Here is a 15506-nt window from a genome sequence, read left to right on the forward strand (position 1 = left end):
CGTTAGGGGGAGAGGTTATTAAAGCTACTACGACTAAGTTAACAGATGCTGCGTCAGCAGTGACATTTACGAATCCTGTAGTGGTGACCGGAGCGATAGATAATACCGGTAATGCAAATAATGGTATAGTAACGTTTACCGGTAATAGTACAGTAACTGGCAATATAGGTAATACAAATGCATTAACAACAGTGAATGTAGGAGCAGGTATAACATTACACGCTGGAGGAAGTCTAGATGCGAATAATATAGATTTTGGAGCCAGGAGTACTTTAGAGTTTAACGGACCTCTTGATGGTGGTGGTAACGCAATCCAGTATTATTTTAAAGGAGCTATAGCAAACGGCAATAATGCTATATTAAATGTTAATACAAAGTTACTTACGGCATATCATTCAACTATAGGAACAGTTGCAGAAATCAATATTGGAGCCGGTAATCTTTTTGCAATTGATTCAAGTGCTGGTGATGTTACTATATTAAATGCTCAAGATATTCATTTTAGAGCTCTAGATTCTTCTTTAGTACTTTCTAACTTAACCGGAGTCGGAGTAAATAATATATTATTAGCAGCTGATTTAGTAGCTCCCGGTGCTAATGAAGGTATGGTAGTCTTTGATGGTGGGGTTAGTGGTTTGAATATTGGGAGTAATGTAGCAGGTACCGCTAGAAATATCGGTGATGGAGGCGGTAATAAATTTAACACTTTATTTATTTGTAATGCCGTTACAATAACTGACGATGTAAATTTAGAAGGTATACAGAACGTGCTTATTAAAGATAAAGCAGATTTTACTAGTAGTACAGCATTTAATGCTGGTGCTATACAAATAAACGATGCTACTTATACGATTGATGCAAATAATGGTAATTTAAATATACCGGCAGGAAATATTCAATTTGCACATGCGGATGCTCAATTAATATTACAAAATAGTTCAGGAAACGACCGTACGATCACACTAGGTGCGAATATAGACCCTGATAATGACGATGAGGGTATAGTAATATTAAATTCTGTAACTGCAGGAAAAAAATTAACGATAGCCGGAGGCAAGACGTTTGGTGGAGCTCATAAGTTACAAACTATAGTTTTCAAAGGAGCGGGAGATTGTGGCACGGCAGGTACCACTTTTAATACAACAAATATAATGCTTGATATTACAGGTCAATTAGAACTTGGAGCTACTAAGGCAAATGTAGTTTTATTTAAGGATGCTGTTCAATTAACTCAAACCGGTAATATTGGAGGTGTCTTAGATTTTAATGCAAAAAACGGTACGGTAACATTAAATAACAATGTAAATGTTGCGGGAACAGTCAAAAATACCGGTGGTACTAATAACGGTACGTTAATAGTTTTAGGTGCAAGTAATCTTAATAGAGTAAACGGGATTGCTATGTTAAAAGTAGGTGCAGGAAATGTAACTATTGCCAAAGGCGGTAACGTTAAAATCGGCGAAATCCAAGGTACAGGTACAAATACTTTAACATTACCTGCACACTTTAACTTAACAGGCAGCATAAATAAAACCGGTGGTCAGGCTCTGAAGCTAAACTTCATGAATGGCGGTAGTGTTAGCGGTGTTGTAGGGACTGCGGCTAATTCGGTTGGTGATATCACAACGGCAGGTGCTACAAGTTTTGCAAGCAGTGTTAACGCAAAAGGTACCGCGACACTTGGCGGTACTACAAGTTTTGCCCATACATTCACTAATACAGGTGCGGTTACTTTAGCCAAAGGTTCTATCACTAGTTTTGCTAAAAATGTAACGGCTACCAGCTTTGTAGCTAACAGTGCTACTATTAATTTCGGCAATAGCCTAGCCTTTAATAGTAATATAACAGGTAGCGGTACTACACTTACTTTAGGTGCAAATCAAGTAACATATACTGGTACCGGTAGCTTTACCGATACGCTAACCTTAAATGCTACTTTTGACGGAGCAGCTAAGTCAGGTGGTAATATCTTAATTAAATCAGGTAGTACTCTTGATTTATCAGGGGTTTCAACTTTAGCACTTGTTGTTACTGCTACTAATTTCGACATGAATAATATAAGCCCAGATACAAAATATACGGTAATATCTACAGAAACAGCAGGTGGTTTAAAGCCTACTCCTAAAGAGAATGTTAAAATAACTATTAATAATGACAACCGTTTTGTTGACTTTACTTTTGATGCATCGACTTTAACGTTATTTGCAGAGGATATAGGTGCAGATGTTATATATAAAGATTTTGCACCGGATGGACCGCTTGCAAATATCCCAAATGCTGCAAATATAAAGAAATCGCTTAAGTTAATGGAGAATGCTCCCAATGGTTCAGATGCACGTCAAGCTTTCAATAACTTTGGTCTAATGACACCGCTACAGGAAGCAGATGCTACAACTCATCTCATGCAAGATGTTGTAAAACCTAGCGACACTATAGCTGCCGTTAATAATCAAGTTGTAGCGGGTAATATATCAAGTAATATAACTGCTCTAAATGCTAGAATGGATAAAGTACAAGCAGGGAATAAAGGTCCTGTTTCTTCTGGTGATGAAGATATGGATGCTGAGTTTGGTGCGTGGATAAGCCCGTTTGTCGGTAATGCAACGCAGAAGATGTGTAACAGTATAAGTGGTTATAAGTCTGATACAACTGGTGGCACTATAGGTTTTGACGGCTTCGTTAGCGATGATCTAGTACTCGGACTTGCATATACAAGAGCCGATACTGACATTAAGCTAAAAAATAATAAAACGGGCGATAAGAATAAGGTAGAGAGCAACATCTATTCTTTATACGGTTTATATAGTGTACCTTATGAAAATCTCTTCGTTGAAGCTATAGCATCTTACTCAGATAATAAGATAAGAAGCAAATCAAGACGTGTTATTGCAACGACACTAGAGACTATCGGTTATCAAACTGCAAACGGTAAGTATAAATCCGAAAGCTATACAGGTCAGTTAATGGCTGGTTATACCTATATGATGCCTGAGAACATTAACTTAACACCGTTAGCTGGGCTTAGATATTCGACTATCAAAGATAAGGGCTATAAGGAAACCGGTACTACTTACCAAAATCTTATCGTTAAAGGCAAGAACTATAATACTTTCGACGGTTTACTCGGTGCTAAAGTATCAAGTAATATCAATGTCAATGAAATAGTGCTAACACCTGAGCTTTACGCAATGGTCGATTATGCATTCAAGAATAAAGTTTCGGCGATTGATGCAAGATTACAAGGTATGACTGCTCCTCTTCCAACCAACAGCTTTAAGCACAGCAAAACAAGTTTTGATGTTGGTGTCGGTGTTACTGCTAAGCATAAAATGATGGAATACGGGATTAACTACGGTACCAATATCGGAAGTAAGTATTTCGTTCAGCAAGGTAGTGTAAAAGTTCGTGTTAATTTTTAATTAACCGTTCTATAATCATAAAAAAAGCCTATATAGTTTGACTATATAGGCTTTTTTGCTTTATAATGTAGTTTTGAGAAGCGTCATTGCGAGGAGCGAAGCAACTTGGCAATCTCGTCAAATATCCTGAGATTGCTTCGTCACTTACTTCGTAATTTCCTTGCAATGAAGATAAAAACTTAAATAAAAAATTATGTTAGATAATATTAGAAAAACTGCCGATAGTTTTATAATGCGGGTTTTATTCGCAATGATAGCTTTTGCTTTTGTCGGCTTTGGTATTAAAGATGTATTAAATGGAAGAAGAAGCGGCGATATTGTTACTTTTTCTCATGTGAAAAATATCTCCCAGGAAGATTTTTTGAGAGCAAAATCTTTAGAAATTAATGTTATAAGTAAGCAAACGGGAACAAGTTTAACGGATGAAGAAATAGCACAGTTAAATATTGATAACCGAATCCTAAAAAGGCTTGTTTACAATAATGTCTTAGATTATTTAGTGAGTTATTATGACTTAGATTTAAGTGATGATACAGTTAAAATTTTAGTTAAAGAATCACCGGTTTTTAAAAATGAGCAAGGTGTTTTCAATATAAAAATTTTTAAAACTTATTTTAGAAATTCTTATATGGATGAAGAAAAATATTTATTAAACTTCAAAGAAAAAGCTCTAAAAAATATTTTTGTTGGTACTTTTATAGAAAGTTTCTATGTTCCTAAAGCTATGACTGACAATATAGTAGATTATATGGCTGAAAAAAGAGAAGTAGAATTAATACAAATAGATTTACAAAATAAACCGAAAGATTTACAAATCCCTACTCCTACCGATCAGCAATTAAAGGATTTTTACCAAGATAATAAAACCACTTTTGAGGTACCTGAGAAACGCAGCTTTTCTTATATTAAAGCTAATATTAAGGATTTAAAAGTCTCAGTTACTCAAGATGAGTTGTTAGAATTTTATAATGAAAATAAAGATGAATTCGGTGATCAAAGTTTTGAAGCGGTACAAAAACAATTACATGATTTATTAAAGGCTCAAAAAATCGACATACTTAATATGGAGTTTGCTAAAAAGCTGGAAGATGAGACGGCAGCCGGTTCTAGCTTAGTTGAAATTGCCGAAAAATATAAGTTACCGATACAAAACGTTAACTATATCAGTTATGCAGAGCTTATTGAAGATAAAATAATTGCTGAAAGTGCCGATAGTATTTTTGAGCTTTCGGAAGGTGAATTATCTTATCCTATAGAAACAGAGGATAAAAGCTATCTTATATTGGTAGAATTAAAATCTATTCAGCCGGCAAAAATACCTGAATTTGATGCTATTAAAGAGCAGGTAAATAAAGCTTGGATAAAGCGGAATATTGCAGATGTAAACTTAAAAATTATCAAGGATTTAGCAAAGGAATATAATTCAGATCAAGAGAACATAAAAGAGTTTAAAGCTACCGGAATAAAAATAAGCAAAAAAAGCTATATTAGATCCGAAATGGAAAATGATCTAACACTAACTCCTGAAATATTATTATCAATTTTTAATACTACAATAGGAAGTAATACGCCTGTATTTCAAGTAGGTGATGAAGTATATTTTGCACATATTAAATCTAGCAGTATCGATGAATTAACAGCTAAAAATATTCATGTCAATTCAGAAAAAAATATAATATATAATATTAAAAATTCTGTAATTGACGAGCTAATTAACTACACAATTATTCAGAATGATATGCAGGTAAAAGCTAATTTTAGTAAGTAGCGAAATCCATCAGGTCATACCGTATCGTCATTGCGAGGAAATTACGAAGTAATTGACGAAGCAATCTCAGGATATTTAATGAGATTGCCACGCAGCCTATGGCTGCTCGCAATGACGATAAAATAAGCCGCACATTATAAACAAAAAAAACTATGAGCTTTAAAGATTTACAGGAGTTTTTAAAATTTTTAGAAAAAAACGGTGAGTTAAAGCGTATTGCTCTTGAGGTTAAAACTGACTTAGAAATTACTGAAATTAGTAGAAGAATATTAGCACAAGGCGGACCTGCATTACTTTTTGAAAATGTTATAAAAGTCGACGGCATTAAGTCCGACATACCTGTTCTAACTAATCTTTATGCTAGTATAAATCGTATTTGTATGGGGCTTAAACTTAAGTCACCCAAAGAATTAAGAGAACTTGGAGTTTTACTAGCATTCCTTAAACAGCCGCAACCACCTGCATCTTTTAAAGAAACATTGTCAATGTTACCGCTTGCTAAGCGTATATTTGCTATGTCTCCTAAAACCGTATCAAAAGCAGCTTGTCATGAAATCGTCATTGACAAACCGAATATTAATATATTGCCGATCCAAAGATGTTGGCCGGATGATATTTCGCCTTTAATTACTTGGGGTATAGTATTTACTAAAGGTCCAACAAAAGATAAAATCGATAATTACAACCTTGGCATATATAGAATGCAGGTTATTTCAGAAAATAAGCTATTGATGCGTTGGTTAAAGTTACGGGGGGGAGTAGAGCATCATAAACGTTGGAAAGAAGCAAAAAAAGAACCTTTTCCTACTGCTATCGTTATCGGGGTAAATCCAGCGGTAACTTTGGCAGCAGTTATGCCGATACCTGAGAATATCTCGGAGTATAATTTTGCTGGTTTACTCGGTAATAAAAAAGTAGAGTTGGTACAATGCAAAACTATTGACCTCAAAGTACCTGCACATAGTGAAATAGTTCTGGAAGGCTATGTAAGTTTAGAGGAGTATTTGCCTGAAGGTCCTTTTGGGGATCACACCGGATATTATAATGATGTTGAGGAATTTCCTGTATTTACGGTTACCGCAATAACGATGAAGAAAAATCCAGTATATTTAAGCACCTATACAGGAGAACCGCCTGATGAGCCATCAATCTTAGGTGAAGCATTAAATGAAATTTTTATTCCTATATTACAGCAACAATTTCCGGAAATAGTCGATTTTTGGCTTCCACCTGAAGGTTGTTCATATAGAGTTGCGGTAGTATCGATTAAAAAATCCTATCCCGGTCATGCTAAAAGAATAATGCTTGGGATTTGGTCTTACTTACGGCACTTTATGTATAGTAAGTTTATTATAGTTGTAGATGACGATATTGATGTTCGTAATTGGCAAGAAGTAATTTGGGCAATAGCAACAAGAAGCGACCCAAGGCGTGATACGAGCTTTATAGATAATTCCCCGATAGATTATTTGGATTTTGCATCTCCTGAGTCAGGCCTTGGTAGTAAAATGGGAATAGATGCAACTGATAAAATATACCCTGAGACAAATAGAAAATGGGGTAAAAAAATAGAAATGAGTCAGGAAGTTATCGACAAGGTTAATAGTATGTGGAATAGTTTAAAGATATAAGGTATACTCGTTTAATTTGAAAAATTGGCATCGTTGTTTCATATTTTTTGATCCTCACGTAGGGCTAATGATTTAATTTGGACGTTTTTTGTCAATAATTACTTACTCGGTAAAAAATCGATGCCTTTTGATTTGCTATATTGGAATGCGGATTCTACTAATTTGCTGGCAAAAATGTATGAGGAATATTTACAAAATACATATTGCAATAACTTGCTAAAAGAGTCTAATAATTTAGAGGTACTCTGAACAAAAATGGATCTTGGAAAAGTTAATTGTGACTCTTTTTTCGTAGCCGCAAAAGAAGATCATATAGCTCCATGGCGTTCAATATATGATGGAGTAAAATTATTAAACGGACATAAGATTTTTTGTCTCACGGATTCAGGGCATGTAGCAGTTGTAGTTAATCCTCCCGCTAGTGCTAAATATAATTATCGGTTTAATGACGACTTAAGTTTAAGTAGTCATGAGTGGCTTATGAAAGCTACGGAATATAAAGGCTCATGGTGGAATTATTGGCTTAATTGGCTTATAAAAAATAATGATAATAAGCTAGTAGATTCTTTAGATTATCAGAATCTAGAGGTTATTGAAGAAGCTCCAGGAAGTTACGTAAGGAAGTAGGTGTTGTTTGTGGGGATACTAAATCGTCTCATTGCGAGCAGCCATAGGCTGCATGGCAATCTCATGAGATTTTGCTTCGTCAATTATTTTGTACTTTTCCTCGCAATGACGGAAAAGCCGATCTATGCAATGCCTAAAATATAAATAAGTCATGAAGAGAAAAAATAATAAATTTATAGAAATATCTATTGCCTTTATTTTGGGCATTGCTTTAGGTCTTTATGGACAGAATTCGGATTATTTTACTAATCTAATAAGTCAAAAATCAGTAGCTTTATCTGCTATGCAAATAAAGCATTACAATATTTCAGAGCTTTCAAGAAGTAAAGTTAGTACATGTTTTACTCCGCCTGCCGGTTGTACTAAGTTTATAGCCAATCAGATAGATAAAGCTGAAGAATCTATTTATATGCAGGCATACGGTATGAGCGATGTGTTAATTACTACTGCACTTATTAATGCACAAGCGCGAGGAGTAAAGGTTAGAATATTGCTTGATCGTAGTAATTTAAAGCAAAAATTTTCTAAATTACATGAATTACAACGAGCAAAAATTGATGTAGATATAGATAAAGTACCGGGAATCGCTCATAATAAAGTTATAATTATTGATAAAAAGAAAGTAATAACCGGTTCGTTTAATTTCACGGCTGCTGCCGATAAACGTAATGCTGAAAATGTAATTATTATAGAAGATCAGGAGCTAGCAGAATCTTATTTACAAAATTGGTTAAACAGAAAGACGAGCAACTGAGAGGAGATTCCTACTATGTCATTCTTGCGAAAGCAGGAATCTAGTAGCTAAAAGATATAAATAGATTTTAAACATTTTTGATGATATTCACTAGCTTGTTTGAAATCTTTAGAAGTTGCTGCTTCTTTAGTAGTATTCAAAATAGTATTAACATTATTTTGTATAATTTCGGAATTTTTCTTAAGCAAAGATTGCATGCTTTCTGTAGCAATTTGGTTAGTTATTAAAAGAATATTCATAGCTCTTTGCATTGTATTTGTGATAGATGCAAGATCTGCACTAGGGATATTTTTCATAGAACTCATATAAAATTCTGGATTCATATAGGATTTCATTAAAAATTGTGTATTATTTCACATTATTCATTATCCTAAAAAATTTTTTGTGTTTTATAGGTTACGTATATGTAAACATAAACCCTCAATTCATGCTCACATTTATAAAATTATGAGTCAATAATTGTTAGCATTAAGAATAATATTAAAAATAGTTAAGTTTTTATAAATGTTAGATACATCAATTCAAGCATTAATAAATAAGTGGCAAAAATACCTCGTTTTGCAAAGAAATTACTCTAATCATACAGTAATTTCTTATAATAATGACCTTAAGCATTTTCTTGAGTTTATGAATTATTATAATTCAGAGCTTGTAACGATAAATCATATTAAAACCGCAGATATCAGATTAATCCGAAGTTGGCTTGCAAAACGTAACTGTGATAATTTTACCGCTTCTTCAATTTCACGTGGTTTATCTGCAGTAAAAAATTTTTATAGGTTTTTAGAGAAAACAACACAATTAAATAGTCATATAATTTTTTCTATAAAATCTCCTAAAAAGACTAAATTGTTACCAAAAGCTTTATCGGAAGATGATGTAGTAATATCACTTGAACATATTGAAGAATACGGGAATGTTAAGTGGGTAGAACTTAGAAATAAAGCCCTACTTGTCCTTATATATGCTTCAGGTCTACGTATATCGGAAGCATTATCAATTACGAAACTTCATCTACAAAATCTAGAATTTATAAGAATAATAGGTAAAGGTAGTAAAGAAAGAATAATTCCGTGGTTACCGATTGCTAAAAATTTAATTACCCAATATTTAGAAATATTGCCGTATAAGTTAGGTGATAATGAACCCATATTTAGAGGAAAGCAGGGTAAGAAATTGCAACCACCGGTATTTAATCGTGAATTAATTAAATTAAAGCATTTTTATGGTTTACCGCAGCATTTAACTGCTCATTCATTTAGACATAGTTTTGCTTCACATTTGCTTGAGTATGGTGCAGATTTACGCTCTCTTCAAGAACTATTAGGTCATAAAAGTCTATCTACTACACAAAACTATACTAAAACAAGTATAAAGCATTTAGAAGCTGTATATACTACCGTATATCCAATTAAAAAATAAAATATATTAATATTCATATATATATTATTTTAAAAACCTTATAAACATAATATATTAAAGTTAATATTGAGATATTAATATGCTAGAAACACCTAATTTACCTATGGGATATAAACCTTCTCAAGATGAAGAATATATGTGTCCTAATCACCTAGAATATTTTAGACAAAAACTTTTAAGATGGAAAGAGGATTTATTAAAGGAATCTCAAGAGACTTTAAATCATTTAAAGGAAGCAAATTTAAAAGAATCCGATCTTAACGATTGTGCTACTCATGAAACAGAAAGAGCTTTTGAGCTTCGTAGTAGAAATAGATATTATAAATTAATGAGTAAAATAGAAGAAGCATTATCACGTATTAAAAATGGAGAATATGGTTACTGTGAAGCAACAGGCAATCCAATAGGTATAAAAAGATTAGAAGCACGACCTATTGCTGCATTATGTATTGAAGCTCAAGAGCGTCATGAAAATTATGAGAGAAGTCATTTGGATGAGCTTGGGAATTAAGTAGCTAGGTAATTTATGTGCGTGGATCGCAAGAATCCAAAAACATTTAATGCCACCCCGTGGCTTGACCACGGGGTCTAGAAAAACAAATTATTATATTAATAATTTTAGTATTTTTAACTAGATTCCGTGATCAAGTCGCGGAATGACAATAATTCATTTTTGCAGGCATGATACTTGAACATCTAAAACCTAAAGAAGTTAGAGCATTTACTGTTTCAAATAAAGGTAATCCCATAACATTTGAATATGAGCCGGAAATAAATGAGATAAAAGCTTCTGCATAACCGGAAATTTTACATCCGCCGGCTTTATCTATTCCCTCATCCAAAGAACAATAAAAATTAATCTCTTCATCACTTAATTTTTTGAACTTAACAATAGTCTGAACTATTTTTTGTCTAACTGTAAGCTGATCATTCTCTTTTTTGATAATACATAAACCGGTATAGACACGATGACGACGCCCGGATAACATCTTAATACAATTCTTGACTTCTTCATAAGTAGTAGCTTTCGGCAATATTCTTCTACCTACTGCCGCTACGGTATCGGCAGCTATAATTATAGCTGATTCCTCTATTTGAGATGCAATTTTTATAGCTTTTTCGTAAGCAAGTCTTATGGCTAAGGGAGCGGGTAATTCACGCAAATTAGGTGTTTCGTCTATATCTGCCGGAATAATTTGTGAAGGGATAATTTTGATTCTGTTTAGTAACTCAATTCTTGCAGGAGAGCTTGATGCTAATATAATCGGTAGGTTTTTTCTGTTCTGCTTCATACTTATAAAGACTAGTGACGATGAATCACACGCCCCTTAGTTAAATCATAAGGAGTCATTTCTACCATAACTTTATCTCCTAGTAATATTCTGATACGATTTTTACGCATCCTACCGGAAGTATGAGCAATAATTACATGATCATTCTCAAGCTTTACTCTGAAAGTAGCATTAGGTAAAAGTTCAAGTACTGTACCTGTAAACTGAATGAGGTCGTCTTTTGACATTATAATTTATGTTTTTATGGTCGGGGCGGAGAGATTCGAACTCCCGACCCTCTGGTCCCAAACCAGATGCGCTACCAGGCTGCGCTACGCCCCGATAATTAATTATGTCTATACTATATACTCTATTATTCGTAGCAAATCAATTTGTTTATATAAAATTGTTTATATAAAAATTTATAGATTTTACCTAGAAAAAATGGTTTTGTTAGGTTCTGAGCGTTATTGTATTAGTCCTGTGGCTTTGTTGTATGGTCCTTATGTTCATACCCGTGGAAGCGGGAATCCAGTCTTTTTTGCTGTTATACTGTGACTTGACCCCGATCTTGTATAACAGACTGTGTCCTGAGGTCCCGCAATCAAGTTGCGGGATGACATTAAAGATTACTGGATTCCTGCTTTCGCAGGAATGACATAAGAGGTACAAAAATTAATAAAGTTTTGCGGTTTTGCTAAAATAGATAGGTTTTACCCTTGTATTTCTTAAGTTTTATATACGATTTACCGAATTTCTATAAAGAGTACATAAAGTTTAATTTATTTTAAACAAGAAAAGTAACCATAAGTTACTTTTCTATATAGAAAATACTTCTTTATAAACATTTTTTTATAGATATTTTTAGTATTAATTAATGTTTTTCAATTAAAAGTAATATATTGTTTGTATAACAAAATCATAAGTTAGAAAAATTAAGCCCAAATTTAGGAGATATTATATCAAGTCAACGATAAAAAATTTAATAAAAAAAGGCATGTTTACATCAATTGCGGCATTGATGCTTGCTAGCACTAGTTAGTGCCCTTGGTATTGCTAACCGAATCGTAACAGTAGGGGGTGGCTCAGTAGCTGATGGTAGTGCTTTTGGCGGAGGAGCATATGTACCAGGTTCATTTGTAACCCTTGGCGAAGTAAATAATTTTACTGCAGATGTGCCAGCAATGCCTGCTATATATTTAGATACCTTTAATAATGCAACAATACTGTGCCACATAACATATTTTGGACCGGTTATACCTGTTGATCTTACTAAAGAAAATGTCGGGCGTGTTGTAGATGTCCCTAACGCTATAAACATCGCTTTAACAGGTACGCCAGTTACAAATGCACAAGCACTTGCAGTGGTGCCTCCTTTTGCGCCAGGACCAGGGAAGCACCAGGGAATACTTACTATTTTAACAGCTTTAATTTTAACGATTTAGCTAGTACTTTGATTTTTCAGGCTACATCACTTTTTCCTTCTACTGGTGATAATAGAATTGCCTTTATCTCAGGTTCAGGTAGTATAGTAACTTCTATTCAAGGCCAGGCAGATCTTACATTACAGATTGACACTGACTTTCAATTTAAACATCCAAGTTGGATTAAGGCAAAAACTTTTAATATTGCAAATAATAAGCTACTTAATTTTGCTACTGATACTTCACCAGGCGCAGGTCTTTACGTTAATGAAGTTATGGATATACAACCTTATATAGACATAGTATCAAGTTCAGCGGCCAAAATGCTACTTATGACGTAAGTAATGAATCGCCAAATGCTGCAGAATTTGTGGCTAGCTTCAACCTAGTTCCAGCAAATGATGTAGATGGTCAATTAAGAGTACACGTGGCTTCCGGTAGCCGAGAAATTGCACTTAATGCAGGTACAGGTAGCGGTAATGGAACAGGAGGGACAATAAGGCTTAACAAATTTTTAACCGATGGGATAGGAGCTCCTCTAAATCACACTCCAGCTACAATTACAGGAACCATCTTTGCCCAAACTATTCAGATAGGAAAGCAATAGGGAACCAGTATCAGCCTATTAATATAGGAGTAGACACGCCGTATGGTGTGGATTGGATACCGGCGCGGGAGGATTAGTACAATTTACGCAGAACTCGTTAGTACGATTTCAGCAAGATGTAATTTCTGATATAGATTTTAACGGTACGGCCGCACAAGTAACAATCGCTGATGGTAAGAATGTTGGTGGGGCTACCGGTGGTAATATAGATAATAAATTAGGAGGAGGTGTTAAATTTTGTCGGTAATAGTACGGTTATCGGTAATGTAGGAGCTACAAATCCGGTTAATATATTAAATGTTCAAGGCAATAATGCCGGTACAATAAACCTTGCTGCAGGCGGTAATTTAGCGGCAGTAACAAGTAGCGGAGGTGTTAACGGTATTGTTAATGTTTTAGGAGTAGGTACGCTTGGACCTGTAACAGGTATTGCGGCTTTGAATCTTAACGGAGCAGGGAATGTTATGATAGTCGGAGCATCTAGTGCAACTACTCTTACCATAAATAATGCAGGTGTGGTAGCTACAGCTGCGGGTGGTTGTACCAGTAATGCTGCGGTCGGAGCAGGCCAACTTACAACAAATACTACCGGTAATGTTACTGTCGGAACAGGAACATATACAGGCAATATTACCGGTAATGCAACTTTTGGCGGGGCCGGAACTATTAACACAACAGTTATTACAGGACAGACTGATTTTAAAGGGTCTGCAGGTATGGTTAACATTAATGATACCGGTACTTTAGCAGCAGTGACAAGTAGTGCAGCAACTAACAGTAGTTTAGTATTTTTAGGAGGCGGTAACGTTACCGGAGTCATAAATAATATTGGAGCAATTACTGTTAATGCAGCGGGTAATAAAACGGTTATCTTGCAAAAAAGTGTATCCACTACTTCTTTAACACTTGGTAACAATGCTGTAGCGAATTTACAAGACTCGCTTACAAAAAGCGGTAACGTGGATTTTACCAATGGCGGTGTTTTAGAGTTTTCGGGAGCAAATCCTGCAGGTTATTTACTTAACAGACGAATCAAAAACGGGAACACAGGAACATTAAACGTTTATACTACCGGTACTACTTTAACGGCTACTGATTCAAGTATAGGTATGGTAAACACAATTAATATCGGGCAGGGAAATGCAGTCGCAGCATTTACGATAGATGTATCTAACAAGGCTTTAACGCTAGGAAGTGATATTAATTTGAATAATACTAAATCCGTATTTGGTTTAACTACTAGCAAAAATCAACAAGTTACCTTTATGAATAGTGTCGATGGTTTTGCCGGTGGAGGCGGTAGCGTCAATTTAAGTAGTACTTCTAGTACTATACCTAATAATAATGTGTTAACTTTGCAGGGTAATTTGGGTAATGAAACTCTTGGCACAAAGGCAAATCCCCTTGCTATTATAAATGTTAGTGGTAATGTCGGCGTTGTTGGTACTAATGCTACGTTAGGTACAAATGGACTTGATATGAGTAATACTGCAGTGCTTAATATTGCTGCTGGTGGGGTTTTTGCCGATGCATCACTTACCTCGGCTAAGATTGCCAAAATTAATATCGGTGAGGTTAATGCTGGACCAGCCGTTTATGCCCTTGATGCATTAAACGGTGATTTTCCATTAGATGCACCAGGTGTTACATTCGTGAATTCCGCATCTGTTTTAAAGTTAATGACTACCGTAGCTAGCGGCAAAAACAGTACTATAGAGTTAACAGGTAATATAGAGCCAGTTATTCCAAATACCGGTGTAGTTGAGATAAATGCAAGAAATGCTAATACCAAGTTAACAATAGATGGTATGGCTAATAAGTATGCTATCGGAACAAAAGCAAATCCGGTGAGTAAAGTACAACTTACAGGGTACGGAATACTGGTAATAACTGCTCTTAATACCCCAAATATCGACGTATCCGTTGCAAAAGTTGCTATAGGATCACAGTTTGGATCAAATTTTTTTCTCCACTACTTCCGGTTCTATTAATAGCGAGCTTGGGGCTGTAAAGATTGACGGTAATATGAATTGCCAAAATAATGCCGGTACCGTAGCAATATTTGCTAGTGATATAGCAAATAATATAACATCAGCTATTACCGGTAATATAACAAGTACCGGAGGTACTAACGGTACTATAGGTACAGTTGACGGTAATGGAAACTTAACGAATACAATTACGAACCTTGCAATGTTAAAAGCGGGTGTTGACAACAGCACCGTTACGATTAACGCCGGCGGTAATATGTCAATTGCTGAAATCCAAGGAACCGGCACGGGTAATAAGTGTTTACTCAAGCAACTAATTTAACCAGTGGTATTAACATCACAGGCGGTAAAGATGTGGATTTAATGTTTACCGGTCCAAGCAGCGTTAGTGGAGCTATAGGTAGCAGTACTTCAAAAGTGGGTGATATAACTATTAGCGGTGATGTATTAAATTGTATCGGAGGTATTAATGCAGGATATGTAGTAATATTAATAAATGGTGGCGACATAAAATTTAAGGGAACAACGAATAGTTTAGATATTTCTAAAGGATCAAGCTTTTCTCCTTTTGCTTTTAAATCCTGAGGATAGA

The 15506-nt window shown here is 34.8% G+C and carries 16 protein-coding genes, 1 tRNA gene and 1 pseudogene; 14 read left to right on the top strand and 4 right to left on the bottom strand.

Going from position 1 to position 15506, the window contains the following annotated elements; translation table 11 throughout:
- The 5 genes from ABVF33_RS00005 to pld form a co-directional block, all read left to right on the top strand.
- Positions 1 to 3419: autotransporter outer membrane beta-barrel domain-containing protein (locus ABVF33_RS00005; RefSeq protein ID WP_499705777.1), on the top strand; the 3419-nt coding region annotated here is incomplete at its 5' end.
- A gap of 193 nt (positions 3420 to 3612) precedes the next feature.
- The gene (locus tag ABVF33_RS00010; protein WP_499705778.1) at positions 3613 to 5187 is read left to right on the top strand and encodes a SurA N-terminal domain-containing protein; all 1575 of its coding nucleotides are present in this window, start codon (positions 3613 to 3615) and stop codon (positions 5185 to 5187) included.
- Between the two features lie 152 nt (positions 5188 to 5339).
- Positions 5340 to 6818 (top strand): UbiD family decarboxylase, encoded by a 1479-nt coding sequence (locus tag ABVF33_RS00015; RefSeq protein WP_499705779.1) that lies wholly within the window; start codon positions 5340 to 5342, stop codon positions 6816 to 6818.
- Positions 6819 to 7073: 255 nt separating this feature from the next.
- Positions 7074 to 7445 (top strand): hypothetical protein, encoded by a 372-nt coding sequence (locus ABVF33_RS00020; RefSeq protein WP_499706136.1) that lies wholly within the window; start codon positions 7074 to 7076, stop codon positions 7443 to 7445.
- A gap of 151 nt (positions 7446 to 7596) precedes the next feature.
- Positions 7597 to 8199 carry a phospholipase D gene (pld, locus tag ABVF33_RS00025; protein WP_499705780.1) on the top strand — a complete coding sequence of 201 codons (603 nt, stop codon included), beginning with the start codon at positions 7597 to 7599 and terminating at the stop codon, positions 8197 to 8199.
- Between the two features lie 47 nt (positions 8200 to 8246).
- On the opposite strand, the gene ABVF33_RS00030 is transcribed toward pld, so the two are convergent.
- Positions 8247 to 8522 (bottom strand): phasin family protein, encoded by a 276-nt coding sequence (locus tag ABVF33_RS00030; protein ID WP_499705781.1) that lies wholly within the window; start codon positions 8520 to 8522, stop codon positions 8247 to 8249.
- A gap of 181 nt (positions 8523 to 8703) precedes the next feature.
- Between ABVF33_RS00030 and ABVF33_RS00035 the strand changes: the two genes are divergently transcribed.
- Entirely contained in the window at positions 8704 to 9621 is a 918-nt protein-coding gene (locus ABVF33_RS00035) for a tyrosine recombinase XerC (protein WP_499705782.1), read from the top strand.
- 79 nt (positions 9622 to 9700) lie between these two features.
- Positions 9701 to 10132: an RNA polymerase-binding protein DksA gene (gene dksA, locus ABVF33_RS00040; RefSeq protein WP_499705783.1), complete on the top strand. Its 432-nt coding sequence runs from the start codon at positions 9701 to 9703 to the stop codon at positions 10130 to 10132.
- 133 nt (positions 10133 to 10265) lie between these two features.
- Here the strand turns inward: dksA and ABVF33_RS00045 are convergent, their stop codons facing one another.
- The 3 genes from ABVF33_RS00045 to ABVF33_RS00055 all read right to left on the bottom strand — a co-directional run bounded on the left by ABVF33_RS00045 (position 10266) and on the right by ABVF33_RS00055 (position 11234).
- Entirely contained in the window at positions 10266 to 10913 is a 648-nt protein-coding gene (locus ABVF33_RS00045) for a Maf family protein (RefSeq protein ID WP_012151371.1), read from the bottom strand.
- 11 nt (positions 10914 to 10924) lie between these two features.
- Positions 10925 to 11140, bottom strand: coding sequence for a translation initiation factor IF-1 (infA, locus tag ABVF33_RS00050; RefSeq protein ID WP_010977828.1), 216 nt, complete (start codon positions 11138 to 11140; stop codon positions 10925 to 10927).
- Between the two features lie 17 nt (positions 11141 to 11157).
- Positions 11158 to 11234 (bottom strand) — tRNA-Pro (locus ABVF33_RS00055).
- 683 nt (positions 11235 to 11917) lie between these two features.
- Between ABVF33_RS00055 and ABVF33_RS00060 the strand changes: the two are divergent.
- The 7 genes and pseudogenes from ABVF33_RS00060 to ABVF33_RS00090 all read left to right on the top strand — a co-directional run bounded on the left by ABVF33_RS00060 (position 11918) and on the right by ABVF33_RS00090 (position 15499).
- Positions 11918 to 12159: pseudogene (locus tag ABVF33_RS00060) on the top strand (cell surface protein).
- Positions 12160 to 12345: 186 nt separating this feature from the next.
- The gene (locus ABVF33_RS00065) at positions 12346 to 12657 is read left to right on the top strand and encodes a hypothetical protein (RefSeq protein ID WP_499705784.1); all 312 of its coding nucleotides are present in this window, start codon (positions 12346 to 12348) and stop codon (positions 12655 to 12657) included.
- Between the two features lie 29 nt (positions 12658 to 12686).
- Complete coding sequence (locus ABVF33_RS00070) at positions 12687 to 12923, top strand: hypothetical protein (RefSeq protein WP_499705785.1); 237 nt, start codon at positions 12687 to 12689, stop codon at positions 12921 to 12923.
- 52 nt (positions 12924 to 12975) lie between these two features.
- Complete coding sequence (locus ABVF33_RS00075; RefSeq protein ID WP_004997262.1) at positions 12976 to 13170, top strand: hypothetical protein; 195 nt, start codon at positions 12976 to 12978, stop codon at positions 13168 to 13170.
- Positions 13151 to 14914: a beta strand repeat-containing protein gene (locus ABVF33_RS00080; protein WP_499705786.1), complete on the top strand. Its 1764-nt coding sequence runs from the start codon at positions 13151 to 13153 to the stop codon at positions 14912 to 14914. The genes ABVF33_RS00075 and ABVF33_RS00080 overlap by 20 nt, the downstream gene beginning before the upstream one ends.
- On the top strand, positions 14874 to 15236 hold the full coding sequence (locus tag ABVF33_RS00085) for a hypothetical protein (protein ID WP_499705787.1): 363 nt from the start codon (positions 14874 to 14876) through the stop codon (positions 15234 to 15236). Before ABVF33_RS00080 ends, ABVF33_RS00085 begins: the two co-directional genes overlap by 41 nt.
- Entirely contained in the window at positions 15212 to 15499 is a 288-nt protein-coding gene (locus ABVF33_RS00090) for a hypothetical protein (protein WP_499705788.1), read from the top strand. The genes ABVF33_RS00085 and ABVF33_RS00090 overlap by 25 nt, the downstream gene beginning before the upstream one ends.
- Positions 15500 to 15506: the final 7 nt, after the last annotated feature.

The sequence above is a fragment of the Candidatus Rickettsia barbarica genome (genome assembly GCF_041477405.1).
Classification (GTDB): Bacteria; Pseudomonadota; Alphaproteobacteria; order Rickettsiales; family Rickettsiaceae; genus Rickettsia; species Rickettsia rickettsii.

Bases quoted from the DNA above. Each gene is read 5' to 3' on its own strand.
- ABVF33_RS00010 (WP_499705778.1), top strand. From the start codon at position 3,613: ATGTTAGATAATATTAGAAAAACTGCCGATAGTTTTATAATGCGGGTT.
- ABVF33_RS00015 (WP_499705779.1), top strand. From the start codon at position 5,340: ATGAGCTTTAAAGATTTACAGGAGTTTTTAAAATTTTTAGAAAAAAAC.
- ABVF33_RS00020 (WP_499706136.1), top strand. From the start codon at position 7,074: ATGGATCTTGGAAAAGTTAATTGTGACTCTTTTTTCGTAGCCGCAAAA.
- pld (WP_499705780.1), top strand. From the start codon at position 7,597: ATGAAGAGAAAAAATAATAAATTTATAGAAATATCTATTGCCTTTATT.
- ABVF33_RS00030 (WP_499705781.1), bottom strand. From the start codon at position 8,522: ATGAATCCAGAATTTTATATGAGTTCTATGAAAAATATCCCTAGTGCA.
- ABVF33_RS00035 (WP_499705782.1), top strand. From the start codon at position 8,704: ATGTTAGATACATCAATTCAAGCATTAATAAATAAGTGGCAAAAATAC.
- dksA (WP_499705783.1), top strand. From the start codon at position 9,701: ATGCTAGAAACACCTAATTTACCTATGGGATATAAACCTTCTCAAGAT.
- ABVF33_RS00045 (WP_012151371.1), bottom strand. From the start codon at position 10,913: ATGAAGCAGAACAGAAAAAACCTACCGATTATATTAGCATCAAGCTCT.
- infA (WP_010977828.1), bottom strand. From the start codon at position 11,140: ATGTCAAAAGACGACCTCATTCAGTTTACAGGTACAGTACTTGAACTT.